Source organism: Streptomyces sp. NPDC017095 (assembly GCF_044332325.1).
Taxonomy (GTDB): Bacteria; Actinomycetota; Actinomycetes; order Streptomycetales; family Streptomycetaceae; genus Streptomyces.
Genome location: NZ_JBIROU010000004.1, coordinates 117,382 through 140,858 on the forward strand (window position 1 = coordinate 117,382; position 23,477 = coordinate 140,858).

Sequence of the window (23,477 nt, forward strand, 5' to 3'; positions counted from 1 at the left end):
CTTCGGGGGGATGCCCGGGGAGGGAAACAACGACCATGAACGCCTTGCAGACCGGAGGTGGCGACGTGCGGGCCGGCGACCCTCGCATCGACTGGAGCGGCAGCGACGCGCCTCCCACCCCCGTCCTCCGGCACCGCCGCGACGGCATCCTGCCCGCCGTCGCCGCCGCCCTCTCCGTCCGCGGCGCCACCCTCACCTGTACCGCCGCCCGCGGCGACCAGCCCCCCGCGCTGCACCCCCTCGTCCAGGACTTCCTCGACACCCTCACGAGCGCCCAGCGCGACCGCTTCACCGGCCGCTGCGCCGAGACCATCCTCATCTCCCGGCACCTGACCACCGCCGACGCCGCCCGCAGCAAGCGCGCCGCCCGCAGACCGATGACCAACGGCGAGGCCCGCAGAGCCCTCAAGCACGCCAAGCTCACCGCCCGCCGCATACGGGAGGACGGCGACCCGCTCCACGGCAGCTTCGCCGCTCCCTGCCGGGCCTGCACCGCCCTCAGCGCCCACTTCGGCGTGCGGATCGTCGACCCCGCCCCGGCCGACGCCTGAACCACCCGCCCCACCCCACCCACCCGGCTCGACGAACGAAGGGCAGATGCACCCCGACCGCGCCTCCACCACCCGGTTTCCCGTCCCGGTCGACGCCGCCCTGCGCGCCGCCGGCTGGCAGCCCGGACGCTGGGACATCAAACAGGCCGAGATCTGGGCCGACGCCCTGCGCGCGCACACCTCGCCCGCCGGGCACCGGCACACCGTCTTCCCGGCCGCCGTCGAAGCCTGGGCCGAGTTCGGCGGTCTCACCCTCGCGCCCACCGGGCCCGGCCGCCAGATCGCCCCCGCCGCCCTCCGCCTCGACCCGCTGCACGGCCTCCACCTCGCCCGCACCCTCGGCGACCTCGGCCGCGCCCTCGGCACCGAGCTGTGCCCCCTCGGCGAGGAGACCGACACCGCGGGCCTGCTCGCCATCGACGCCGAAGGCCGCGTCTACACCATCGACCACACCGGCGACTGGTACGTCGGCCCCGACATCGACCACGCCCTGACCACCTTGGTCACCGGCATCCGGCCGGTACGGCTCACCGCCGGCTGACCACCGGCGCGGGCACCCCGGCCGGCGGCCCCGGGAGAGCACCCCGCCCCCTACGCCGCCGGAATCACCGCCGACACCCGGAAGCCGCCCGCGTCCGTCGGCCCCGACACGAAGACACCGCCCAGCGCCACGACCCGCTCCCGCATCCCCACCAGGCCGTTCCCGCCCGACGGCAGCCCCGCCGCCGACGCCGACGCCGGCTCCGAGGGCGGCTCGTTCTCCACCTGCATCGCGATCTCCGACACCCGGTGCGCCAGCCGCACATGCGTCTTCGCACCCGCCGCGTGCTTGTGGACGTTCGTCAACGCCTCCTGCACCACCCGGTACGCCGTCTGCTCGATCTCCGCCGGGTACGACCGCACCTCGCCCTCGACCGACAGATCCACCACCATGCCCGCGGCGGCCGACTGCCCGAGCAGTTCCTCCAGCTCCGACAGGCACGGTCCGTCCGCCGCCCGCTCCGCCTCGGCCACCCGGGAAGCCGCCGCGGCCGCGGCCTCCCCCACCGCCGCCAGCGGCACCGCCGCCGGCCGCCGGCCCGCGGCCTCCCCCATCCGCAGCACCCCGAGCATCTCCCGCAACTCGGTCAGCGCCTGCCGGCCCATGTCCCCCACCAGTGCGGCGTTGCGCACCGCCTTCTCCGGGTCCTTGCGCGCCACCGCCTGCAACGCCGCCGCGTGCACCACCATCAGGCTCACCCGGTGCGCGACCACGTCGTGCATCTCCCGCGCGATCCGCGTGCGCTCCTCGTTGCGCGCCCATTCGGCGCGCTCCTCCGCCCGCTCCGCGAGCAGCTGGAGTTCCCGCTCCAGCGAGTCCGCCCGCTCCCGCAGGCTCTCCATCAGCCGCCGCCGCGCCCCCACGTACAGCCCCAGCAGCACCGGCGGAGCGGTCAGCCCCAGCGCCGTCGTCACCGCCGCGAACGGCACGAACCAGTCGCCCAGGGTCAGGTCCCCGCGCGCCATGTCCTGCCGCACCCGCACGAACGTCACCACGGCCGTGCCCAGCAGCGACATCCCCGACAGCGCCCCGATGACCCGGCGCGGCAGCTCGCACGCCGCCAGCGTGTACAGGCCGACGACCCCCAGCAGGAAACCCATCTCGGCCGGCGTGATCGCGATCGCCACCAGCACCACGGCGACCGGCCACTTGCGGCGCACCAGCAGCACCGAACCGGCGATCAGCCCGAACGCGACGCCCGCGGCCACCGGGATCCCCGCCTCCCGGGCGAACGGAATCCCCTCCGCCGCGCACTCCGCGGCGGACAGCGCCGCGAGGCCGCCGTCCAGTGCCGCGCTGCGCCACCTCGCCCACCACCATGGGCCGGTCAGAGCCCTGGCATGGTCTTCCCCCGTCGTGGTCATGTCTCCAGCCTACGGGCGGCGGGTGCGGCATTTCCGGTGACTTTCACCGACCTCCACACACCATGCCCGGCACCGGAGAGGCCCCTCGCGGCCGTCCGGTGGCCGACGTCCCGCGGGGCACCGGCTCCTGCCGTCGCATCGAGGGCTGGTGGTGCGGCATAGTAGGTGCCGCGGTCTTTGCGGACTGACTGAATGTCCGTTCAGGTCGCTTGCACACTCCCCTGTGGTGTAATCGGCAACACGGGTCACTTTGGATGATTTGTTCCAGGTTCGAGTCCTGGCAGGGGAGCTGCACGCCACCGGGTCCCGGCACCACCGCCGGGGCCCGCGCTCATTTCGCACGCGACCCACCCCGGTATCCTGCGGCTGTCACCCCCACCCACCCACAGCCGAAGGGCAACTCCGTGAGCGCCATCCGCCCGGCAGCCGTCGTCGTTCTCGCAGCGGGTGAGGGCACCCGTATGAAGTCGGCCACACCCAAGGTCCTGCACGAGATCTGCGGCCGTTCCCTGGTCGGCCATGTGCTGGCCGCCGCCCGCGCGTTGGACCCGCAGCAGCTGGTCGTGGTCGTGGGCCACGCCCGGGAGCAGGTGGGCGCCCACCTCACCGCCGTCGACCCGGAGGCCAGGACCGCCGTACAGGCGGAGCAGAAGGGCACCGGACACGCCGTGCGCATGGGCCTGGAGGAGCTGGGCGGGGCCGTGGCCGGCACCGTGGTCGTCGTCTGCGGCGACACGCCCCTGCTGACCGCCGGCACCCTGGCGCGGCTCGCCGAGACGCACGAGGCGGACGGCAACGCCGTGACCGTGCTCACGGCCCAGGTGCCGGACGCGACCGGTTACGGCCGGATCGTGCGGGACGAGGCGACGGGTGCCGTCACCGCGATCGTGGAGCACAAGGACGCCACCGACGCCCAGCGGGCCATCCGCGAGATCAACAGCGGTGTGTTCGCGTTCGACGGGGAGCTGCTGGCGGACGCGCTGAAGAAGGTGCGGACGGACAACAGCCAGGGCGAGGAGTACCTCACGGACGTGCTCGGCATCCTGCGCGAGGCGGGGCACCGGGTCGGGGCGTCGGTCGCGGAGGACCACCGGGAGATCGCCGGGATCAACAACCGGGTGCAGCTGGCCGAGGCCCGCCGCATCCTGAACGACCGGCTGCTGACGCGGGCGATGCTGGACGGGGTCACGGTGGTGGACCCGGCGTCGACGTGGGTGGACGTGACCGTCACCTTCGAGCAGGACGTCCTGGTGCACCCGAACACGCAGCTGAGCGGGTCGACGCACCTGGCCGAGGGCGCCGAGGTGGGCCCGAACAGCCGCCTGAAGGACACGCACGTGGGCGCGGGGGCCCGGCTGGACAACACGGTGTCCGACGGGGCGCGGGTCGGCGCCGGGGCGAGCGTGGGTCCGTACGCGTATCTGCGGCCGGGCACCCGGCTGGGCGCCAAGGGCAAGATCGGCACGTACGTCGAGACGAAGAACGCGTCGATCGGGGAGGGCACCAAGGTGCCGCACCTGTCGTACGTCGGGGACGCGACGATCGGGGAGTTCACGAACATCGGCGCGGCGAGCGTCTTCGTGAACTACGACGGCCAGGACAAGCACCACACCACGATCGGGTCGCACTGCCGGACCGGCGCGGACAACATGTTTGTGGCTCCTGTCACGGTCGGGGACGGCGCCTACACCGCCGCCGGGTCGGTGATCACCAAGGACGTGTCGCCGGGTTCGCTGGCCGTGGCCCGTGGTCAGCAGCGGAATATCGAGGGCTGGGTGGCCCGGAAGCGGCCGGGGAGCCCGGCGGCGAAGGCGGCCGAGGCGGCGTCCCGGCCCGCCGGGAGCGAGGACTGACCGGAAACGTGTGCGCCAAACACGGCGTACCGTGATAAGTGCACATCCGCACATGTGCACCCCGCACCCTTACCAGCTGATTCGGCCTCTCCTGCCCAGCCGAGAGGTCGCCGAGCAGCCGGCTGGCTGAGACAACCTCTGAGGAGACTGTGCTGTGACCGGGATCAAGACGACCGGCGAGAAGAAGTTGATGTTCTTCTCCGGCCGCGCCCACCCCGAGCTTGCCGAGGAGGTCGCCCAGCAGCTGGGTGTCGGGGTCGTCCCGACGAAGGCCTTCGACTTCGCCAATGGTGAGATCTACGTCCGCTACCAGGAGTCGGCTCGCGGTGCGGACTGCTTCCTGATCCAGAGCCACACGGCTCCGATCAACAAGTGGATCATGGAACAGCTGATCATGATCGATGCGCTGAAGCGCGCTTCGGCGCGGTCGATCACCGTCATCGTGCCGTTCTACGGTTACGCCCGGCAGGACAAGAAGCACCGGGGCCGTGAACCGATCTCGGCGCGTCTGATCGCGGACATGATGAAGACGGCCGGTGCCGACCGGCTCCTGACGGTCGATCTGCACACCGACCAGATCCAGGGCTTCTTCGACGGTCCGGTGGACCACCTGTTCGCGCTGCCGCTGCTGGCGGACTACGTGGGCCGGAAGGTGGACCGGGCCAAGCTGACGGTCGTCTCGCCGGACGCGGGGCGCGTGCGGGTGGCGGACCGCTGGTGCGACCGGCTCGGCGCGCCGCTGGCGATCGTGCACAAGCGGCGTGACAAGGACGTGGCGAACCAGGTGACGGTCCACGAGGTCGTGGGCGAGGTCAAGGGCCGCGTCTGCGTGCTGGTGGACGACATGATCGACACGGGCGGCACGATCTGCGCCGCCGCGGACGCCCTGTTCGCGCACGGCGCGGAGGACGTGATCGTGACGGCGACGCACGGCGTGCTGTCCGGTCCGGCGGCCGACCGGCTGAAGAACTCGCGCGTGAGCGAGTTCGTGTTCACGAACACGCTGCCGACGCCGGGCGAGCTGGGCCGGGACCTGGACAAGATCACGGTGCTGTCGATCGCTCCGACGATCGCGAGCGCGGTGCGCGAGGTGTTCGAGGACGGCTCGGTGACCAGCCTCTTCGACGAGCAGTGAGGTTTCTGCGGGTCCCTGATACGGGCCCGCGGTAGATCGTTTTGGGTACGGCCTCCCGGTCCGAGTAGACTGCTGAAGTTGCTCGGCGAGGGAGGCCGTACTCGCGTTCGCGAATACGGCGGTCCGTTATCGACGCGCTCTTCGTAGCAGGCCGTTCGTGGCCGGGTGACCACGTCCGCTCTAGTTCTCTACGAGGAGTGATCCCCATGTCCGAGGTAAAGATCGCCGCCGAGACCCGCACCGAGTTCGGCAAGGGTGCGGCCCGTCGCATCCGCCGTGACAGCAAGGTCCCGGGTGTCCTGTACGGCCACGGCTCCGACCCGCTGCACCTGACCCTGCCGGGCCACGACCTGCTGCTGGCGCTGCGCACGGCGAACGTCCTGATCTCTCTGGACATCGACGGCAAGTCCAACGAGCTGGCGATCCCGAAGGCCGTGCAGCGCGACCCGCTGAAGGGTTACCTGGAGCACGTCGACCTGCAGCTCGTCAAGCGCGGCGAGAAGGTCACGGTCGAGATCTACGTGCACACCGAGGGCGAGCTGGCGCCGGGCGGCAACCTGCTGGAGCACGTGCTGAACTCGCTGCCCGTCGAGACCGAGGCCACGCACATCCCCGAGTCGGTCACCGTCTCCGTCGAGGGCCTGGGGGCCGGCGCCTCCATCCTCGCCAAGGACATCCCGCTCCCGGCCGGCACCACGCTGGCCGTCGAGGAGGACACGGTCGTCCTCCAGGTCCTGGCCGCGCAGGCCGAGGAGTCCGCGGGCGAGTCCGAGGGCGAGTCCGCCGAGGCCTGAGCCTCGTAGCCGTCGTTTCGCCAGCCGCTGTTCCCTCCGGGGGCAGCGGCTGGCGCGTATCAAGGAGGCATGGACGTGACCACTCCCGCCAGCGGCCCCTGGCTGATCGTCGGGCTCGGCAATCCCGGGCCGGAGTACGCCATGAACCGGCACAACGTCGGCTTCATGGTGGCCGACCTGCTCGCGGAGCGGATCGGGGGGAAGTTCAAGCGGGCGGGCAAGGCGCAGGCGCAGGTGCTGGAGGGGCGGATCGGGCCGGCCGGGCCGGGCAGCCGCCGGGTGGTCCTGGCGAAGCCGACGTCGTTCATGAACCTCTCCGGCGGCCCGGTGAACGCGCTGAGGGACTTCTACAAGGTCCCGGTGGGCAACATCGTGGCGGTCCACGACGAGCTGGACATCGACTACGGCACGCTGCGGCTGAAGCTGGGCGGCGGCGACAACGGGCACAACGGCCTGAAGTCGATGACGAAGGCGATGGGGCCGGACTACCACCGGGTGCGGTTCGGGATCGGCCGGCCGCCGGGGCGGATGCAGGTGGCCGACTTCGTGCTGAAGGACTTCTCCTCTGCGGAGCGCAAGGAGCTGGACTACCTCGTGGACCGCGCGGCGGACGCGGTGGAGTGTCTGGTGACCGAGGGGCTGGAGCGGGCGCAGAGCGCGTACAACTCCTGAGCGGGCGCGCTGGGCGGGCGCAACTCCTGAGCGGCGAGCGTGTCGTACATCGGACGGCTTTGTCCGCCCGGGATGACCGGGGACGCCCCGCGGAGTTGACCGGCCGTGGGGATATGGCCAATGATCCCGGCCATGCCTGCCACAGCCAGTACCGCTCGCCAGGCGTCCGGGTCCGCGCTGCGGTTCGGGCGGGTCGCGGCGACGGGCGCGCTCGCCGCGCTGATCCTGTTCGCCGGGGTGTGGGGTTCCTGGGGGACCGCACAGCACGTGATGCTGTCCCAGGGGCGTGAGCGGGGCACGGTCCGGGTGACGCGGTGCGTGCGGGAGGTCTGCGCCGGGCCGTTCACCCCGGCGTCGGCGGGGGCGCGGCCCCGCGCGCGCGTGGAGATCGAGAAGTCCGTCGCGGTGCGGGCGGGCGCCACCTACGACGTGGTGCTGAAGCCCGGCACGGCAGAGGCGGTGCGGTCCGGTGCGGCGGGCGTCCTGCTGGCCTGGGTGCCGCTGGGCGGGGCGCTGCTGCTGGCCTCGGTGGTGGTCGCGGGCGGGATGCGGCTGAGGCGTCCGGCGTGGGTGCTGGGGCTGGCCGGGGCGGCGCTGCTGACGGCGGTGTTCGTGGCCGTGCAGTGACGTGAGCGGAGAAGAAAAGGGGGTGCCCCCGGGGTCGTACGACCCCGGGGGCACCCTTTTTCCGGCGGGTCAGCCGGTGTTGCGCAGGCCGGCGGCCACGCCGTTGACGGTGAGGAGCAGGGCGCGGGCGAGCAGCGGGTCGGGGTTGACGCCCGCCGCGGCGGCGTCGCGCTGCCGCTTGAGCAGGGCGACCTGGAGGTAGGAGATCGGGTCGAGGTAGGCGTCGCGGATGGCGAACGTCTGCTTCAGGACGGGCTGGGCGGCCAGCAGTTCGTCCTCGCCGGTGATCCGCAGGACCTCGCGGACGGTCAGCTCGTGCTCGGCCTTGATGGTGTCGAACACGTGCTTGAGTTCGTCGGGGACGAGGGTGTCGACGTAGTGCTGGGCGATCCGCAGGTCCGTCTTGGCGAGAGTCATCTCGACGTTGGAGACGAAGTTGCGGAAGAAGTGCCACTGCTGGTGCATCTCGTCGAGCACGGAGTCCAGGCCGGCCTCGCGCAGCGCCTGCAGACCGGAGCCGACGCCGAACCAGCCCGGGACGATCTGCCGGGACTGGGTCCAGCCGAACACCCACGGGATGGCCCGCAGCCCGTCGAGACCGGCGCCGGAGTCGGGCCGGCGGGAGGGCCGGGAACCGAGGTGCAGGTCGGCGAGCTGGTCGACGGGGGTGGAGGCGAAGAAGTAGGACGGCAGGTCCGGGTCCTCGACCAGGCGCCGGTAGGCGGCGTGGGCGGCGTCCGAGGCGACGTCCATGGCCGCGTCCCAGCGGGCGAGGGCCTCGTGGGACTGGCGGGGCGCGGTGTGCAGGGCGGAGGCCTGGAGGGTGGCCGCGACGGTCAGTTCCAGGTTCTCCCGGGCGAGGGAGGGGATGAGGTACTTGTCGGAGATGACCTCGCCCTGCTCGGTCACCTTGATCTCGCCCTCCAGGGTGCCCCAGGGCTGGGCCAGGATGGCGTCGTGGGAGGGGCCGCCGCCGCGGCCGACGGTGCCGCCGCGGCCGTGGAAGAGGCGCAGCCGGACGCCGTAGCGGTGGGCCACGTCGCGCAGCCGGCGCTGGGCGCGGTGGATCTCCCACTGGCTGGTGGTGATGCCGCCGAACTTGGAGGAGTCGGAGTAGCCGAGCATGACCTCCTGGACGTCGCCGCGCAGCGCGACCAGGCGCCGGTAGGACGGGTCGGAGAGCATGTCCTCCAGGATGGTGTCGGCGGCCCGCAGCTCGTCCGTGGTCTCCAGCAGCGGGACGATGCCGATCTTCGCCCAGCCGGCGTGCAGGTCGACGAGGCCGGCCTCGCGGGCGAGGACGGCGGCGGCGAACACGTCGTCGGCGCCCTGGCACATGGAGATGATGTAGGACTCGACGACCTCGGGGCCGAAGACCCTCAGGGCCTTCTTGACGGTCTCGAAGACACCGAGGGTCTTCTGCCCGGCGGCGTCGACGGGCGCCGGGGTGGGGGCCAGCGGCCGCCTGGACCTGAGCTCCTTGGCGAGCAGCTTGGCGCGGTACTCGCGGGGCATGTCGGCGTAGCGCCAGGACTCCTCGCCGAGCCGGTCGAAGAGCTGGCCGAGGGCGTGGTGGTGGGCGTCGGCGTGCTCGCGGACGTCCATGGTGGCGAGCTGGAGGCCGAAGGCGGCCAGGGTGCGGATGGTGCGGGCCAGGCGGCCGTCGGCGAACAGGCCGCCGCGGTGGGCGCGCAGCGAGGTCTGGATGATCCTGAGGTCGTTCAGCAGCTCGCCGGTGCCGAGGTAGTCGCGGCCTTCCTCGTGCGGGGTGCCCTTGGCGAGGCGCTGCTTGGTGTTGACCAGCTTCTGCCGGATGCAGGTGGCCTTCAGCCGGTAGGGCTCCTCGGCGTTGAGCCGCTTGTAGCGGGGGCTGATCTCGGGCAGCAAGGCCAGGTCGGCCTTGAGGGAGTCCAGCAGCTCTTCGGTGGCTCCGGTGTAGCGGACGGAGTTGGAGAGCAGGCCGCGCAGCTCGTCGATGGTCTGCAGGGCGTCGTTGATGCCGTGTTCGTGCTGGAGGATGAGGACGTCCCAGGTGACCTGGGGGGTCACGTTGGGGTTGCCGTCGCGGTCGCCGCCGATCCAGGTGCCGAAGGTGAGCGGACGGGTGTCGTCGGGCAGCTTCACGCCGACGCGTTCCAGCTCGGCGGTCAGGTCCTCCAGGACGTCGCCGACGGCTTCGGCGTGCAGTTCGTCCAGGTAGTAGATGGCGTTGCGGGCCTCGTCGGCGGGCTCGGGGCGTACGACGCGCAGCTCGTCGGTCTGCCAGACGAGGTCGATGTTCTCGGCCAGACGGGTGTCGTGGCGGCGGCGGTCGGCGTCGAGGACGGGGGTGTCCAGGAGCGCGGCGATGCGCCGGAGCTTGTTGAGGACCGAACGGCGGGCGGCCTCGGTGGGGTGGGCGGTGAAGACCGGCCGGACGTTGAGGTTCTGGACGGTCTGCCGCAGATGCTCCGGGTCGGCGTCCTTCAGCCGGTCGGCGGTGCGGGCCAGCAGGCTGCCCTCGGCGGCGCGCCGGGCGCGCAGCTCGCGGCCGCGGTGCACCTGCTCGGTGATGTTGGCGAGGTGGAAGTACGTGGAGAAGGCGCGGACCAGCTTGGCCGCGGTCTCCAGTTCCGTGCCGCGCAGCAGCTCGGCGGCGGCGTCACCGTCCTCGCGGGTGAGACGGCGGACCTTCTCCACGAGGTCGAGGAGTTCGGGACCTTCCTGCCGGACGAGGGTCTCCCCCAGGAGATCACCCAGCCGGCGGATGTCGGCGCGCAGCTCGCTGCTGGTCGTGGTGGTCTGGTCGTCGGCACTGCTCACAGGTGCGGCTCCTTGCAGTGTTGAAGCTCGGCTGGAGGGGAACCCGGCCGGCCTGCCGCGCGGCGGGTGCCGCATACGGGCCGGAGCGTCCGGGAAGGAAACTTCAGCGGACCGCGCTGTCCGACCGGTTCCAAGGATAGGTGGCGATGTGGACGCACACGGTCTGGGGCTCTTGCCGAGGCGTGACACGCTGCCATACTTACGACGCCGTAGGTTACGGAACCGTAGGGAAGCGCCGTCGAGGCCCCTCCGGTCCCGCGGCCCGGTATTCCTCTCGACCCTCGACCCCACAGGGGACGCGTATGACCTCAAGTTCCGATGTGATCGACGAAGCCCGCACGGCCAGCGACACACCTCCTCCCGCCGCCACTCTGGGCGGTGAGCGCAAGCGGTCGATCGAACAGATCACGCTGCTGCTCTTCATCATCGTCCCGTTCCTGGCGCTGGTGGCGGCGGTGCCGCTGGCCTGGGGCCGGGGAGTGAGCTGGCTCGATCTGGGCCTGCTGGTGTTCTTCTACTTCCTCGGGTGCCACGGCATCACGATCGGTTTCCACCGGTACTTCACCCATGGCTCGTTCAAGGCCAAGCGGCCCCTGCGCATCGCGCTGGCGATCATGGGTTCGATGGCGGTGGAAGGCCCCCTGGTGCGCTGGGTGGCCGATCACCGCAGGCACCACAAGTTCTCCGACGCCGAAGGCGACCCGCACTCCCCGTGGCGGTTCGGCGAGACGATTCCGGCCCTGATGAAGGGCCTGTGGTGGGCGCACATCGGCTGGATGTTCGACGAGGAGCAGACCCCGCAGGAGAAGTACGCGCCGGACCTGATCAAGGACGGGGCGATGCGGGCGATCTCCCGGCAGTTCGTCCTGTGGACGCTGGTCTCGCTGCTGCTGCCGCCGCTGATCGGCGGGCTGGTGACGATGTCCTGGTGGGGCGCGTGCACCGCGTTCTTCTGGGGTTCACTCGTCCGAGTGGCACTGCTGCACCATGTGACGTGGTCCATCAACTCGATCTGCCACGCGGTCGGCAAGCGGCCGTTCAAGTCGCGGGACCGCTCGGGCAACGTGTGGTGGCTGGCGATCCTGTCCTGCGGCGAGTCGTGGCACAACCTGCACCACGCCGACCCGACGTCGGCGCGGCACGGCGTGATGCGCGGCCAGCTCGACTCCTCGGCGCGGTTCATCCGCTGGTTCGAGCAGCTGGGCTGGGCCTACGACGTGCGCTGGCCGTCACGCTCGCGCATCGATTCGCGCCGTGACACCGGGGAGGACGGCTCTCGCGGCCGGAGGGAGACCGCCGAGGCGGCATGATGGACGCCGTGGCGACCGACTCCAGCAGCACTCCAGGCCCCGACAAGCAGCGGCGGACCCGCCGGACCCGCATGACCGGCGCCGAGCGCCGCCAGCAGTTGCTGGAGATCGGTCGCACCCTGTTCGCTGCGAAGGGCTTCGAAGGCACCTCGGTGGAGGAGATCGCGGCCAAGGCCGGGGTGTCCAAGCCGGTGGTGTACGAGCACTTCGGCGGCAAGGAGGGGCTGTACGCGGTGGTGGTGGACCGGGAGATGCGGCGCCTGCTCGACATGGTCACCGGTTCGCTGACGGCCGGCCACCCGCGGGAGCTGTGCGAGCAGGCGGCGTTCGCGCTGCTGGACTACATCGAGGAGTACACGGACGGCTTCCGCATCCTGGTCCGCGACTCCCCCATCCCGCAGTCCACGGGCTCCTTCGCCTCGCTGATCTCCGACATCGCCACGCAGGTGGAGGACATCCTGGGCCGGGAGTTCAAGTCGCGGGGCTTCGACCCCAAGCTGGCCCCGCTCTACGCCCAGGCGCTGGTCGGCATGGTGGCGCTGACCGGGCAGTGGTGGCTGGACGTGCGCCGGCCGAAGAAGGCGGAGGTGGCGGCGCACCTGGTGAACCTGGCGTGGCACGGCCTGGACGGGCTGGAGCAGAAGCCGCGCCTGATAGGCCACCGCAAGGCGTGAGCCGCGCCTTTCCCTACGGCTCCCGCTTCCCCGTCTTCACGGCCACGGCGAACAGCCGACGGAACGGCAGGACCGTGCCGTACGGAGCGCTTGGATAGGCCGTGCGCAGCAGGTCCCGGTAGGCGGCGAGGAACGCCTCGCGCGCGCCGGGATCACCGGCGAGCGCGGTGAGGACGGGCCGCAGGGCGGTGCCCTTCGCCCAGTCGAGCACCGGGTCCTCGCCGTGCAGGACGTGCTGGTACGTGGTCTGCCACACGTCGGCCGCGCAGCCGAGGCGGCTGAGGCGGTCCAGGTAGAAGCCGGGCGGGTGCACGGAGTCCGTGCGGCGCGGCAGGCCGGCGAGCCGGGACCGCCAGCGGGGTGCGGCGGCGAGGTCGCGCAGCAGGGCGTGCAGCGGGGCGTCGAGGTTGTCGGGGACCTGGAAGGCGAGGGCGCCGCCGGGTTCCAGGGCGGCGATCCAGTCGCCGAACCGGTCGGCGTGGCCCGGCACCCACTGGAGGGTGGCGTTGGAGACGATCAGGTCGTACGGCTCGCCGGGCGTCCAGGTGCGGACGTCGGCGTGGGCGAAGGCGAGGTGACCGCCGCCCGCCGTGGGTCCCGCGTGGCCGGTGCGGGCCCGGTCGAGCATCGCGGGCGAGTTGTCGTAGCCGGTGACGCGGGCGGCGGGCCAGCGGGCGGCGAGCAGGGCGGTGGCGTTGCCGGGACCGCAGCCGAGGTCGGCGATGCGGGGCCGGTCCCGGGGCGGGTCGGGAACGCGGGCGAGCAGGTCGGTGAAGGGGCGGACCCGGTGGCCGGCGTGGCGGAGGTACTGACCGGGGTCCCAGGCGGGAGTCGTCATGCTCCCCACCCTTCCCGAGAATTCCTCTCGACGTCAAGAGACTCGACATCAAGAGACTTCACGTCGACACAACCACTACACTGATCTCCATGGAGGACGAGGTCGATCGGCTGGTCGCAGCGTGGCGCCGGGAGCGCCCGGACCTCGACGTGGAGCCGCTGGAAGTACTCAGCCGGGTGAGCCGACTCGCCCGGCACCTGGACCGCGCCCGCCGGCTCGCCTTCGCCGAGCATCAACTGGAGCCCTGGGAGTTCGACGTGCTGACCGCGCTGCGGCGCGCGGGCACGCCCTACCAGCTCTCCCCCGGCCAGTTGCTGACGCAGACCCTGGTCACCTCGGGCACGATGACCAACCGCATCGACCGGCTTGCCAAGAAGGGTCTGGTGGAGCGGCTGCCCGACCCGAGCGACCGGCGGGGCGTGCTGGTCCGGCTGACCGACGAGGGCCGGGACCGCGCGGACCAGGCGCTGGCGGGCCTGCTGGAGCAGGAGCGGGCGATCCTCGCCGAACTGTCCCGGGCCCAGCGGGCGGAGCTGGCCGGGCTGCTGCGCCAGCTGACCGCGCCGTTCGACAACATCCCCGGCTGAGGCGTTCGGTCAGGAACAGGCCGGACCAGGCAGGACCAGGCCGGACGGGGAGCGGCGCCGGGGCCCGCGAGCGAGCGGTCCGGGCCGCGTTCAGACCACGCCCCGCGAGCCCGGTCCGACCTGGGCGAGGGTCCCGAGGTCGGCCGGTCCCACGCCCGCGCGCCGGGCGAGCGCCACCGCGGCCAGGGTGGAGTGGACGCCCAGCTTGCCGAGGACGTTCTGCATATGGGTGCGGACGGTGTGCGGGGAGAGGAACAGCCGTTCGGCGACGGCCTTGCGGCCGAGTCCGGCGACCATACAGCGCAGCACCTCCCGCTCCCTCGGGGTCAGGGACTCCACCAGCCGCTCGCTCTCGGTGCGGTGCCGGCGGGCCGCCGTCAGCTCCCTCAGCACCCCGGTGAGCAGCGCGGGCGGCAGATGCGTCTCGTCGCGCAGCACGCCCCGTATCACCGACAGCAGCCGGGACAGCGAACAGTCCTTGGCGACCCAGCCGGAGGCGCCGGCCTGGAGCGCGAGGGCCGCGCGGCGCGGGTCGTCCTTCTCGGCGAGGACGACGGTCCGTACGGCGGGCTGGGCGACCCGGACCCCGGCGACCAGGGAGATGCCGTCGACCAGGCCCTCCTCGTCGCCCTCCCGCACCGCCACGGCGGGCCGCGCGGCGGGCGGGGCGCCGCCCAGGTCGGCGTCGACCAGCAGGACGTCGTAGCGCCGGCCCTCGCCGGCCGCCCGCTCCAGACAGCGCAGCGCGGCCGGGCCGCTGCCGGCGGCGAGCACGTCGACGTCGGGCTCCGCGGCCAGCGCGGCGGCCAGCGACTCGGCGAAGATGCGGTGGTCGTCGACGACCAGGACTCGGATACGAACCACGAAACCCCCTTCCCCGGGCTCCGCGCGGAGCAGGGGATACAGGTCCGGAAAGCTCCGGATAGGCCGGCTTGGAAATACCCGGAAAAGGTCCGGAGAACGAAGACCGGCGCGGGTACGACACCCGCGGCTGGGGAAAGCGCGCCGCCCGGCCGCCGCCGTAGCGGAGACTGCTGCCCCACCGCGGGCGCCGTACCCGCCTGTCTCGCCCCCTGAGCGGCACCGGCCCCCACCGGTGCTAGTTCCACAGAGTACGCATGGGAGCACGCAGCGGAAGGAGATTTGCAGAACTGGCCGTCCGGGGGCGTGACCCCGGGCCGTTAGGGTGTGCCGCATGGTCCGGATCGAGGCGGCAGTCGACGCGGCCCGGCACGCGCTGCTCCGCTCGCGGCTGCGGGAGACCAACACGGCGGCGTCCCCGGTCCTCGCCGCGCTGCGCGGCACGCCCGGCGACCGCGAGGACCCGCTCCAGGTGTGGGCGCTGGACGCGGCCGGCGGCCTGGCGGGCGGTCTGACCGGCCATACCTGGGCGGCCTGGCTGCACGTCGGCTGCCTCTGGGTCGACGCCCGCCACCGCGGCACGGGCCTCGGCACCCGTCTGCTCGCCGAGGCCGAACGCCTCGCCGCCGCCCGCGGCTGCACGGCGTCCCGGCTGGAGACCTGGGACTTCCAGGCACCGGACTTCTACCGCGGACAGGGCTACGAGGTGGCGGGCGTGATCCCCGGCTATCCGCCGGGGATCACGGAGTACATCCTGACCAAGCGGCTGGTCTGAGACGGCGTCACAGAAGCCGCCGGGCCCCCGCCGAAGGGACCGCCTCGAAGACGCGGGGGCTCTGGAAGCCCGCTGCCGTGAAGGCCTCCCCGACGGCCTTGGTGAGGGTGTCCACGTCCGCCGTCTCGGCGAGGACGATCGCCGAGCCGCCGAAGCCGCCGCCGGTCATGCGGGCGCCGAGGGCGCCGTTCGCCAGGGCGGTGTCCACGACCAGGTCCAGCTCCGGGCAGGAGATGCGGAAGTCGTCGCGCAGGGAGGCGTGGCCCTCGGTGAGGACCGGGCCGATGGCGCGGGGGTCGCCGGCGCTCAGCAGGGCGACCGTGCGTTCGACCCGCTCGTCCTCGGTCACCACATGGCGGACCAGCCGGACGATCTCCTCCTCGTCGCCGAGCCGGGCCAGCGCCGCGTCCAGCCCGGCGTACGGGATGTCCCGCAGGGCGTCGACGCCGAGCAGGGCCGCGCCCTTCTCGCAGCCGGCCCGCCGCTTGCCGTACTCGCCGCCGCTGTGGGCGTGCTTGACCTGGGTGTCCACGACCAGCAGCCGCAGCCCCCCGGCCGCGAGGTCGAAGGGGATCTGCCGCTGGGACAGGTCGCGGGTGTCCAGGAAGAGCGCGTGACCGGGCTCGCAGCAGGCCGAGGCCGTCTGGTCCATGATGCCGGTGGGCGCGCCGACGTAGACGTTCTCGGCGCGCTGGCACAGCCGGGCCAGCTTCCAGCGCGGCAGGCCGAGGCCGTACAGGTCGCTCAGCGCGAGCGCGATCACGACCTCCAGCGCCGCGGACGAGGACAGGCCGGCGCCGGTGGGGACGGTGGAGGACAGGTGGACGTCGGCGCCGGTGACCGCGTGGCCCGCCTCGCGCAGCGCCCAGACGACGCCCGCCGGGTACGCCGTCCACCGCGGGTCGCCGCCCGGGGCGAGGTCGTCGAGCCGGAGTTCCACGACCTCGTCCTCGACGTCCGCCGAGTGCAGCCGCAGCAGGCCGTCGGCGCGGCGGGAGACCGCGGCGAGCGCCTGGTGCGGCAGCGCGAACGGCATGACGAAGCCGTCGTTGTAGTCGGTGTGCTCACCGATGAGGTTGACCCGCCCCGGTGCCGCCCAGACGCCCTCGGGCCCGGCGCCGTACAGCTCGGTGAAGCGCTCCGCGACCTGCTGTGCCCCCACTAGTGCTCCCTTGTGATGCTCTGCGCGAACTCCCAGGCGTCCGCGACGATGCCCGCGAGGTCCGCGCGGGTCGGGTTCCAGCCCAGTTTCTCCCGGGCGGTGTCCGCGGCGGCGACCAGGACCGCCGGGTCGCCGCCCCGGCGCGGGGCGGACACCTCGGGGACCGGGTGGCCGGTGACCTCGCGGACGGTCTCGATGACCTCGCGGACGGAGAAGCCGTTGCCGTTGCCGAGGTTGCAGATCAGGTGCTCGCCCGGGGCGGCGGCGGCCAGGGCCAGCAGATGGGCGTCGGCCAGGTCGGCCACGTGGATGTAGTCGCGGATGCAGGTGCCGTCGGGCGTCGGGTAGTCCTCGCCGTAGACGGAGATCGCCTCGCGGCGGCCCTGGGCGACCTGGAGGACGAGCGGGATGAGGTGCGACTCGGGGTCGTGGCGCTCGCCGTACGCGCCGTAGGCGCCGGCCACGTTGAAGTAGCGCAGCGACACCGCGGCCAGCCCGTGCGCGGCGGCCTCACCGGTGATCATGTGGTCGACGGCCAGCTTGGAGGCGCCGTAGGGGCTGGTGGGCCGGGTCGGGGCGGTCTCCCGGATCGGGGTCTGCTCGGGCTCGCCGTAGGTGGCCGCCGTGGAGGAGAAGACCAGCTTGCGCACACCGGCCTCGCGCATCGCGGCGAGCAGCGCCATGCTGCCGCCGACGTTGTTGTCCCAGTACTTCTCCGGCTTCACCACCGACTCGCCGACCTGCGAGAACGCCGCGAAGTGCAGCACGCCGTCGTAGGAGGCGTCGAGCCACTTGGCGGCGTCCCGGACGTCGCCCTCGACGAAGGCCGCGCCGGCGGGCACGCCCGCGCGGAAGCCGGTGGAGAGGTTGTCCAGGACCGTGACCTCGTGGCCGGCCTCCAGCAGGTGCTGGGCCACGACCCCGCCGACGTATCCCGCGCCGCCCGTCACCAGGTACTTCATGAACTCGCTACCTCTCGCAGTCGCTCGGCCGCGCGTTCCGGCGGCACGTCGTTGATGAACACGTTCATGCCGGACTCGGAACCCGCGAGAAACTTCAGCTTGCCGGAAGTACGGCGGATGGTGAAAAGCTCTAGGTGGAGCGCGAAGTCGTCGCGCGTGACACCGTCGAACTCCTCCAGCGTGCCGAACGGGGCCTGGTGCCAGGCCGCGATGTACGGCGTCGGAGGCTCCCCCTCACCGAAGATCCGGTCGAAGCGCCTCAAGAGTTCCAGATAGACCTGGGGGAATTCTGTGCGGGCCGGCTCGTCGAGGGCGAGCAAATCGGGCACGCGGCGCTTGGGGTACAGGTGGACCTCGTACGGCCAGTGCGCCGCGTACGGCACGAAGGCCGCCCAGTGTTCACCCTCAAGGACGACCCGCTCCCCGGCCAGTTCCCGCTCCAGGACCGCGTCGAACAGGTTCTCCCCGCCGGTCGCCTCCGAGTGGGCGGCGAGCGAGCGCAGCATCTGCGCGGTGCGCGGGGTGGTGAACGGGTAGCCGTAGATCTGCCCGTGCGGGTGGCCCAGGGTCACGCCGATCTCGGCGCCGCGGTTCTCGAAGCAGAACACCTGCTCCACCGCGGGCAGCCGGGACAGCTCCGCGGTGCGGTCCGTCCAGGCGTCGAGCACCAGACGCGCCTGCTCGGGACCTAGGCCGGCGAAGGAGGCGTCGTGGTCGGAGGTGAAGCAGACGACCTCGCAGCGGCCGGAGTCGCCGGCGAGGGAGGGGAACCGGTTCTCGAAGACGACGACGTCGTACGAGGAGTCCGGGATCTCGCTGAGCCGGTCGCCGTGCGTGGGGCACAGCGGGCACTCGTCGGCCGGCGGGTGGTAGGTGCGGCCCTGGCGGTGGGAGGCGATGGCGACGCCGTCGCCGAGCAGCGGATCGCGGCGGATCTCGGAGCTGGTGACCGTGCGGTCCAGCGGGCGGCGGTCGGCCGCGTCCCGCACGGTGTCGTCCCGGAGGTCGTAGTAGATCAGTTCACGACCGTCGGCCAGCCGGGTCGAGGTCTTCTTCACGCCGGACTCCTTGTTCAAGCACCCCGCGGAGGGTGTGTCCCGCACCCATGTACTCAACACAATCAAACATAACAGATCACAACCCGACAGCTCACCGCTCGATCACAATCAAACAAAGAACACCAGTCAACGTGTTCAAATACCGAACATAGCGGCGTAGGTTCCGCTTGGATCAGTTCGCGCGACGAAGCGAGTTCTCATGCAAACCCCCCCATACGCCCCCACCTATCTGGCGGCGGAGCTACGGCTCCCCACCAACTGGCTGGACTACACGATCCTGGCGATCTACTTCATCGTCGTCCTCGGCATCGGATTCGCCGCCCGCCGCTCGGTGAAGACCAGCCTCGACTTCTTCCTCTCCGGACGCTCGCTGCCCGCCTGGATCACCGGCCTCGCCTTCATCTCGGCGAACCTGGCGGCCACCGAGATCCTCGGCATGGCCGCCAACAGCGCCCAGTACGGCGCCTACACCGTGCACTGGTACTGGGTCGGCGCCATCCCCGCCATGGTCTTCCTCGGCCTGGTGATGATGCCCTTCTACTACGGCAGCAAGGTCCGCTCGGTCCCCGAGTTCCTGCTGCTGCGCTTCGACCGGGCCGCCCATCTGCTCAGCTCGGCCCTGTTCGCGTTCGCCGCCGTCCTCATCGCCGGCGTCAACCTCTACGCCCTCTCCATCGTCGTGGAAGCCCTGCTCGGCTGGCCGAAGTGGGTCGCCATCCTCGTCGCCGGCGCCCTGGTGCTCGGCTACATCACCCTGGGCGGCCTGTCCTCGGCGATCTACAACGAGGTGCTCCAGTTCTTCGTCATCCTCGCCGCGCTCATCCCGATCACCGTGCTCGGCCTGAAGAAGGCCGGCGGCTGGAACGGGCTGACCGACAAGCTCACCGCGCAGCACGGCGCCGACTTCACCACGGCCTGGGGCGGCACCGGCATCGGCCACGGCAACCCGCTCGGCGCCAACTGGCTCACCATCGTCCTCGGCCTCGGCTTCGTGCTCTCCTTCGGCTACTGGACCACCAACTTCGCCGAGGTGCAGCGCGCCCTGTCCGCGAAGAACCTCTCCGCCGGCCAGCGCACCCCGCTGATCGCCGCCTACCCGAAGATCTTCATCGTCTTCCTGGTGATGATCCCGGGCCTGGTCGCCGCCGCCCTGGTGCCCAAGATCGGCACCCCCGGCTCCGGCCTCCAGTACAACGACGCCATCCCCTACCTGATGCAGGAACTGCTGCCCAACGGCGTCCTCGGCATCGCCGTCACCGGTCTGCTGGCGGCCTTCATGGCGGGCATGGCGGCGAACGTGTCGTCGTTCAACACCGTGTTCACCAACGACATCTGGGCGAAGTACGTGGTCCGGGACCGCGAGGACGCGTACTACGTGCGGTTCGGCCGTCTGATCACCGCGATCGGTGTCTGCGCCTCCGTCGGCACGGCCTTCCTGGCGTCGTCGTTCTCGAACATCATGAGCTACCTCCAGACGCTCTTCTCCTTCTTCAACGTGCCGATGTTCGTCGTCTTCATCGTCGGCATGTTCTGGAAGCGGGCGTCCGCCAAGTCCGGTTTCTGGGGCCTGCTCGCCGGCACCGTGACCGCGATGGTCAACTACTTCGTGTTCTACAAGAAGGGGATCATCTCCATCCCCACCGACCAGGGCGCCAACTTCGTCTCCGCGATCGCGGGCTTCGTCGCCGGCGCGGTCGTGATGGTCGCGGTCTCCCTGTTCACCAAGCCGAAGCCGGCGGAGGAGCTGCGGGGCCTGGTCTACGGCACCACGTCCCCCGGCATGACCGAGCCGCCCGCCGCCGGCGACGACGCCTGGTACCGCAAGCCGGCCCTGCTGGGCTGGGGCGCGGTCGTCCTGGCCGCCGCCTGCTACATCCCGTTCTCGTTCTGACGCGGGAGGATCGAGGAACCATGAGCGAGCACCCTGAGCACCGTCCGCCGCACACCACCGAGCACGACGTCCAGCAGGAGGTCTCCCGGCTGGAGAGCGAGTCCGCGACGGCGGCACGCATCTTCGACCTGCGCCGCATCATCGGCGGACTGTTCGTGGTCTACGGCGTCATCGTCACGGTCACCGGCATCACCGACTCCCAGGCCGCGATCGACAAGGCCGAGGGCGTCAACATCAACCTGTGGACCGGCATCGGCATGCTGCTGCTGGGCGTCTTCTTCCTGGCCTGGCTGAAGCTGCGGCCCACCCCGCCGCCGCTGCCCCCGGAGGGGCTGCCGGAGGAGGAGAAGTAGCAGCGCGGGCGCGCGGGGATCCGTCGTACGGTTCCCCGCGCCCCTTCCGGGGCGCCGCCCTACCCGAGGCCGGTGTTCCTGAAGGAGCCCGCGCGGTCCAGCAGCCCGGTGCGCGCCGCCAGTGCCGCCGCCTCCAGGCGGGAGCCCACGCCCAGCTTCATCAGCACCCGCTGCACATGCGTACGCGCCGTGCTGGGCGCGATCCCCATGCCCGCCGCGATCCGCCGGGTGTCCTCCCCGTCGGCCACCCGGACCAGCACCTCCACCTCCCGGGGTGTGAGCACCGCCAGCAGCCGCTGCGCCTCGTCGTCGGGCTGCGCGGCCGGGTTCAGCAGCTCGCCGAACGCGCCCTGGAGCAGTTGCGGAGCCACCGCGGCCTCCCCGGCGCGGGCCTTCACCAGGGCCCGCTCGACGCCTTCGATCCGCTCGTCGTGCCGGACGTACCCGGACGCGCCCGCGGCGAAGGCCGCCGCGATCCCGCGCGGCGACGGCACCGGGCCCAGCACCACCACCGCCACCTGCGGACGCTCCCGCTTGATCTTCACCACCGGGTCGAAGGTCCCGGGCGCGGCCGGTGCCGCCGTGCCCAGCAGGCACACCTCGGGCGCCCGCGCGATCACCAGGTCCGCCGCGCCCGCGGCCGGTGCCGCGGCGGCGAGCACCCGGTGCCCGCGCAGCTTCAGCGCCGACGCCAGCGCCTCCGCGAGCAGGCGATGGTCGTCGACGACCATCAGCCGCACTCCCATAGAGCAACCCCCCAGTCCCCGCGGCCTCCCCGCCCTGTCATGCCCCCGGAAGCTACACGCTTGTTCGACGTCGCGCTGCCCCTCCGATGAGAAGTGCCCCGGATCGATGAAATCCGGGGCACTTCTTTGCACATCACTCGTCCGGGTGGGACCGGCGGCGGCGCCGGCGGCCGGTCAGCCGTCCGTGCCGAACGCCATCACCAGGTACTCCTTGGTCCCCACCGAGCTGGGCTTGTGGGCGAACACGGCCGACATGTACAGCCGGCCCTTGCCGAACAGGATCTCCGCGTACTCGGGCAGCAGGCCGGTCTCCGCCTCGTGCACCTCGCGGGTGGCCGGGTTCTCCAGCAGCTTGGTCACCTTCAGGGTGCCGCCGTCGACGGCGACGACCTGCCCGCCCTTGTTGTACGGCGGTGCGTTGTAGGCCAGCAGGCTGCCGCCGTCCATGCGCAGCGGGGAGAGCGTGTAGCCGTCGCCGGCCTCGGCGCGCCCGCCGGCCGGCTTGCCGGTCCGCAGGTCGAACGCGACGATCTCGTTGGTCTTGGTGTACTCGCCCTTGCCGTCGTGCTCCTCGGTCGGCAGGTAGAGCCGGCCGCCGCCGGCGACGACCTGCTTGCAGCCCTCGATACGCGAGATCCCGTCGCAGCGGCCCCCGTAGGTGTCGCCGGGCGCGGGGATGCGGGCGAGCAGCTTTCCGGTCCCGGCGTCGAGGGAGAAGTAGTCCGAGACCCCGCTGCCGTCGCCCGCGGCGTCGCCGACGTCGGCGGCGACCACCAGCGGATCGGTGGAGACGACGGCCGCGTACTCGACGCCGTCGGGCATCGCGTAGTCGGAGATCACCTTGCCGCTCTTCGGGTCGATGGTCTGGATCTGCAGCTTGCGGTTGTCGTAGGAGCCGCACTTGCGCACCGCGACCAGGCGGTCGCCGCCGCCGTACCCGGCGTCGTAGCAGGTGTCGTCCGGTTTCGGCTGCCACAGCACCTTGCCGGAGCCGATGTCGAACGCGGCGCCGCCGTCGGTGCTGCCGACCGCGACGGTGTTCTGGGCGACCGTCACGTTCTGGAAGGTGATCGGGAAGTCACCGGAGTTGATCGACTTCGTCCACAGCTTCTTGCCGGCGCCGAGGTCGATGGCGGCGACCTGGCTGCAGCCGGCCGTGGAGTTCTTCGCCGGCATCCTCGGCTGGAAGACGACGGCCGTCAGACCGTCCTTGTTGACGTGGGCGGCGGCCGAGCAGACCGGTCCGGGCAGCTTGACGGTCCACCGCTCGGTGCCCTCGGCCGGGTCGTAGCCGACGATCTCCGCGATGCCGCTCTTGGCGTAGACCGTGTCCGTCAGCCAGGAGCCTGAGGTGACGACCGTGTCGTCCGTCCTGGGCAGCGGGACGTCGAAGAGCATCCTGGCGGCCGGGTCGTCCGGGGCCTTCTCCTTGCCGCCACCGCCGCCCGTGCCCCCGGAGCCGCCGGTGCCGCCGGTCCGCCCGGCGGAGGAGACGGGGCCGTGGGTCTTGCCGTCGTCCCCGGAGGACCTGGCGTACCAGACGCCGCCGCCGACGATCAGCGCGATGGCGGCGACCGCCGCCACGACGATGAACAGCGCGGCCCTGTTCCGGCCGCCACCCGGTCCCGGCTGCGGCTGCATCGGCACGGTCGGCGGCTGTCCCTGGCCCGGATAGCCGTACCCCGGCTGCCCGCCCGGCAGGGGCTGCGTGGGCTGGGCGTAGGGGTGGGGCGGCGGGGCGCCGTAGCCGGCGGGCTGCGGGGCGCCGTAGGCCGGCGGCTGCTGGGCGTACGGGTTGTGCTGGGCGCCCGGATAGCCGTAGCCGGGTCCCGGCGGCGGGGGCGGCGGGTAGCCGTAGCCCGGCTGCGGGGACGGCGGCTGCGGGGGCTGGTTCGGGGGCGGCGGGGGCGGCTGGGTCATG

General features: G+C 72.0%; 22 protein-coding genes and 1 tRNA gene. 14 read left to right on the forward strand and 9 right to left on the reverse strand.

Annotated features, from left to right (window positions below; all coding sequences use genetic code 11):
* The first annotated feature begins 35 nt into the window (after positions 1–35).
* Together ACH4OA_RS09685 and ACH4OA_RS09690 are read left to right on the forward strand one after the other, a co-directional pair.
* On the forward strand, positions 36–551 hold the full coding sequence (locus ACH4OA_RS09685) for a YwqJ-related putative deaminase (RefSeq protein ID WP_365876309.1): 516 nt from the start codon (positions 36–38) through the stop codon (positions 549–551).
* 46 nt (positions 552–597) lie between these two features.
* Positions 598–1,092 carry an SUKH-3 domain-containing protein gene (locus ACH4OA_RS09690; RefSeq protein WP_365876311.1) on the forward strand — a complete coding sequence of 165 codons (495 nt, stop codon included), beginning with the start codon at positions 598–600 and terminating at the stop codon, positions 1,090–1,092.
* Between the two features lie 50 nt (positions 1,093–1,142).
* On the opposite strand, the gene ACH4OA_RS09695 is transcribed toward ACH4OA_RS09690, so the two are convergent.
* Entirely contained in the window at positions 1,143–2,456 is a 1,314-nt protein-coding gene (locus tag ACH4OA_RS09695) for a histidine kinase (RefSeq protein ID WP_365876313.1), read from the reverse strand.
* 217 nt (positions 2,457–2,673) lie between these two features.
* Between ACH4OA_RS09695 and ACH4OA_RS09700 the strand changes: the two genes are divergently transcribed.
* From ACH4OA_RS09700 to ACH4OA_RS09725, 6 genes are all read left to right on the forward strand, one after another.
* Positions 2,674–2,745 (forward strand) — tRNA-Gln (locus tag ACH4OA_RS09700).
* Between the two features lie 115 nt (positions 2,746–2,860).
* On the forward strand, positions 2,861–4,309 hold the full coding sequence (glmU, locus tag ACH4OA_RS09705; protein ID WP_397937950.1) for a bifunctional UDP-N-acetylglucosamine diphosphorylase/glucosamine-1-phosphate N-acetyltransferase GlmU: 1,449 nt from the start codon (positions 2,861–2,863) through the stop codon (positions 4,307–4,309).
* A 154-nt stretch (positions 4,310–4,463) separates the two neighbouring features.
* Positions 4,464–5,444, forward strand: coding sequence for a ribose-phosphate diphosphokinase (locus ACH4OA_RS09710; RefSeq protein WP_365876318.1), 981 nt, complete (start codon positions 4,464–4,466; stop codon positions 5,442–5,444).
* Positions 5,445–5,650: 206 nt separating this feature from the next.
* Positions 5,651–6,238 (forward strand): 50S ribosomal protein L25/general stress protein Ctc, encoded by a 588-nt coding sequence (locus tag ACH4OA_RS09715; protein WP_397937948.1) that lies wholly within the window; start codon positions 5,651–5,653, stop codon positions 6,236–6,238.
* 69 nt (positions 6,239–6,307) lie between these two features.
* Positions 6,308–6,910, forward strand: a complete 603-nt coding sequence (pth, locus tag ACH4OA_RS09720) for an aminoacyl-tRNA hydrolase (RefSeq protein WP_365876322.1) — start codon at positions 6,308–6,310, stop codon at positions 6,908–6,910.
* A 120-nt stretch (positions 6,911–7,030) separates the two neighbouring features.
* Positions 7,031–7,537: a hypothetical protein gene (locus ACH4OA_RS09725; RefSeq protein ID WP_397937946.1), complete on the forward strand. Its 507-nt coding sequence runs from the start codon at positions 7,031–7,033 to the stop codon at positions 7,535–7,537.
* Positions 7,538–7,606: 69 nt separating this feature from the next.
* Here ACH4OA_RS09725 and ppc read toward each other — a convergent pair whose 3' ends face one another.
* A complete protein-coding gene (gene ppc, locus ACH4OA_RS09730) occupies positions 7,607–10,339 on the reverse strand; it encodes a phosphoenolpyruvate carboxylase (RefSeq protein WP_397937944.1) in 2,733 nt (910 codons plus the stop codon).
* Positions 10,340–10,641: 302 nt separating this feature from the next.
* Here ppc and ACH4OA_RS09735 point away from each other — a divergent pair, with 302 nt between their 5' ends.
* Both ACH4OA_RS09735 and ACH4OA_RS09740 read left to right on the forward strand, forming a co-directional pair.
* Positions 10,642–11,649, forward strand: coding sequence for an acyl-CoA desaturase (locus ACH4OA_RS09735; RefSeq protein WP_397937942.1), 1,008 nt, complete (start codon positions 10,642–10,644; stop codon positions 11,647–11,649).
* Positions 11,646–12,323: a TetR family transcriptional regulator gene (locus ACH4OA_RS09740; RefSeq protein ID WP_397937940.1), complete on the forward strand. Its 678-nt coding sequence runs from the start codon at positions 11,646–11,648 to the stop codon at positions 12,321–12,323. Before ACH4OA_RS09735 ends, ACH4OA_RS09740 begins: the two co-directional genes overlap by 4 nt.
* Before the next feature lie 13 nt (positions 12,324–12,336).
* Here ACH4OA_RS09740 and ACH4OA_RS09745 read toward each other — a convergent pair whose 3' ends face one another.
* Positions 12,337–13,161 carry a trans-aconitate 2-methyltransferase gene (locus ACH4OA_RS09745; RefSeq protein ID WP_397946067.1) on the reverse strand — a complete coding sequence of 275 codons (825 nt, stop codon included), beginning with the start codon at positions 13,159–13,161 and terminating at the stop codon, positions 12,337–12,339.
* Between the two features lie 89 nt (positions 13,162–13,250).
* Between ACH4OA_RS09745 and tamR the strand changes: the two genes are divergently transcribed.
* Positions 13,251–13,748 carry a MarR family transcriptional regulator TamR gene (gene tamR / locus ACH4OA_RS09750; protein ID WP_014673201.1) on the forward strand — a complete coding sequence of 166 codons (498 nt, stop codon included), beginning with the start codon at positions 13,251–13,253 and terminating at the stop codon, positions 13,746–13,748.
* Positions 13,749–13,838: 90 nt separating this feature from the next.
* On the opposite strand, the gene ACH4OA_RS09755 is transcribed toward tamR, so the two are convergent.
* Positions 13,839–14,612: a response regulator transcription factor gene (locus ACH4OA_RS09755; protein WP_365876335.1), complete on the reverse strand. Its 774-nt coding sequence runs from the start codon at positions 14,610–14,612 to the stop codon at positions 13,839–13,841.
* A 331-nt stretch (positions 14,613–14,943) separates the two neighbouring features.
* Between ACH4OA_RS09755 and ACH4OA_RS09760 the strand changes: the two genes are divergently transcribed.
* Positions 14,944–15,384 (forward strand): GNAT family N-acetyltransferase, encoded by a 441-nt coding sequence (locus ACH4OA_RS09760; RefSeq protein WP_397946068.1) that lies wholly within the window; start codon positions 14,944–14,946, stop codon positions 15,382–15,384.
* Positions 15,385–15,391: 7 nt separating this feature from the next.
* Here ACH4OA_RS09760 and galK read toward each other — a convergent pair whose 3' ends face one another.
* The 3 genes from galK to galT are packed head-to-tail and all read right to left on the reverse strand — an operon-like array spanning position 15,392 to position 18,566.
* The gene (galK, locus tag ACH4OA_RS09765) at positions 15,392–16,546 is read right to left on the reverse strand and encodes a galactokinase (protein WP_397968454.1); all 1,155 of its coding nucleotides are present in this window, start codon (positions 16,544–16,546) and stop codon (positions 15,392–15,394) included.
* Positions 16,546–17,508, reverse strand: a complete 963-nt coding sequence (gene galE, locus ACH4OA_RS09770) for a UDP-glucose 4-epimerase GalE (protein ID WP_397968457.1) — start codon at positions 17,506–17,508, stop codon at positions 16,546–16,548. The genes galK and galE overlap by 1 nt, the downstream gene beginning before the upstream one ends.
* Entirely contained in the window at positions 17,505–18,566 is a 1,062-nt protein-coding gene (gene galT, locus ACH4OA_RS09775; protein ID WP_397937928.1) for a galactose-1-phosphate uridylyltransferase, read from the reverse strand. Before galT ends, galE begins: the two co-directional genes overlap by 4 nt.
* A gap of 199 nt (positions 18,567–18,765) precedes the next feature.
* On the opposite strand from galT, the gene ACH4OA_RS09780 reads away from it, so the two are divergent.
* A complete protein-coding gene (locus tag ACH4OA_RS09780; protein WP_365876343.1) occupies positions 18,766–20,457 on the forward strand; it encodes a sodium:solute symporter family protein in 1,692 nt (563 codons plus the stop codon).
* A gap of 20 nt (positions 20,458–20,477) precedes the next feature.
* Positions 20,478–20,810 (forward strand): hypothetical protein, encoded by a 333-nt coding sequence (locus ACH4OA_RS09785; RefSeq protein WP_365876345.1) that lies wholly within the window; start codon positions 20,478–20,480, stop codon positions 20,808–20,810.
* 59 nt (positions 20,811–20,869) lie between these two features.
* Here ACH4OA_RS09785 and ACH4OA_RS09790 read toward each other — a convergent pair whose 3' ends face one another.
* Both ACH4OA_RS09790 and ACH4OA_RS09795 read right to left on the reverse strand, forming a co-directional pair.
* Positions 20,870–21,556 carry a LuxR C-terminal-related transcriptional regulator gene (locus tag ACH4OA_RS09790; protein ID WP_397937923.1) on the reverse strand — a complete coding sequence of 229 codons (687 nt, stop codon included), beginning with the start codon at positions 21,554–21,556 and terminating at the stop codon, positions 20,870–20,872.
* A 174-nt stretch (positions 21,557–21,730) separates the two neighbouring features.
* Positions 21,731–23,476 carry a PQQ-binding-like beta-propeller repeat protein gene (locus ACH4OA_RS09795; protein ID WP_397968459.1) on the reverse strand — a complete coding sequence of 582 codons (1,746 nt, stop codon included), beginning with the start codon at positions 23,474–23,476 and terminating at the stop codon, positions 21,731–21,733.
* Between the last annotated feature and the right edge of the window lies 1 nt (position 23,477).

Excerpts from the sequence above, each read along its gene's own strand:
- ACH4OA_RS09685 (WP_365876309.1), top strand. The coding sequence starts at position 36 with ATGAACGCCTTGCAGACCGGAGGTGGCGACGTGCGGGCCGGCGACCCT.
- ACH4OA_RS09690 (WP_365876311.1), top strand. The coding sequence starts at position 598 with ATGCACCCCGACCGCGCCTCCACCACCCGGTTTCCCGTCCCGGTCGAC.
- ACH4OA_RS09695 (WP_365876313.1), bottom strand. The coding sequence starts at position 2,456 with ATGACCACGACGGGGGAAGACCATGCCAGGGCTCTGACCGGCCCATGG.
- ACH4OA_RS09715 (WP_397937948.1), top strand. The coding sequence starts at position 5,651 with ATGTCCGAGGTAAAGATCGCCGCCGAGACCCGCACCGAGTTCGGCAAG.
- pth (WP_365876322.1), top strand. The coding sequence starts at position 6,308 with ATGGACGTGACCACTCCCGCCAGCGGCCCCTGGCTGATCGTCGGGCTC.
- ACH4OA_RS09725 (WP_397937946.1), top strand. The coding sequence starts at position 7,031 with ATGATCCCGGCCATGCCTGCCACAGCCAGTACCGCTCGCCAGGCGTCC.
- ACH4OA_RS09735 (WP_397937942.1), top strand. The coding sequence starts at position 10,642 with ATGACCTCAAGTTCCGATGTGATCGACGAAGCCCGCACGGCCAGCGAC.
- ACH4OA_RS09740 (WP_397937940.1), top strand. The coding sequence starts at position 11,646 with ATGATGGACGCCGTGGCGACCGACTCCAGCAGCACTCCAGGCCCCGAC.
- ACH4OA_RS09745 (WP_397946067.1), bottom strand. The coding sequence starts at position 13,161 with ATGACGACTCCCGCCTGGGACCCCGGTCAGTACCTCCGCCACGCCGGC.
- tamR (WP_014673201.1), top strand. The coding sequence starts at position 13,251 with ATGGAGGACGAGGTCGATCGGCTGGTCGCAGCGTGGCGCCGGGAGCGC.
- ACH4OA_RS09760 (WP_397946068.1), top strand. The coding sequence starts at position 14,944 with ATGGTCCGGATCGAGGCGGCAGTCGACGCGGCCCGGCACGCGCTGCTC.
- galE (WP_397968457.1), bottom strand. The coding sequence starts at position 17,508 with ATGAAGTACCTGGTGACGGGCGGCGCGGGATACGTCGGCGGGGTCGTG.
- ACH4OA_RS09780 (WP_365876343.1), top strand. The coding sequence starts at position 18,766 with ATGCAAACCCCCCCATACGCCCCCACCTATCTGGCGGCGGAGCTACGG.
- ACH4OA_RS09785 (WP_365876345.1), top strand. The coding sequence starts at position 20,478 with ATGAGCGAGCACCCTGAGCACCGTCCGCCGCACACCACCGAGCACGAC.
- ACH4OA_RS09790 (WP_397937923.1), bottom strand. The coding sequence starts at position 21,556 with ATGGGAGTGCGGCTGATGGTCGTCGACGACCATCGCCTGCTCGCGGAG.
- ACH4OA_RS09795 (WP_397968459.1), bottom strand. The coding sequence starts at position 23,476 with ATGACCCAGCCGCCCCCGCCGCCCCCGAACCAGCCCCCGCAGCCGCCG.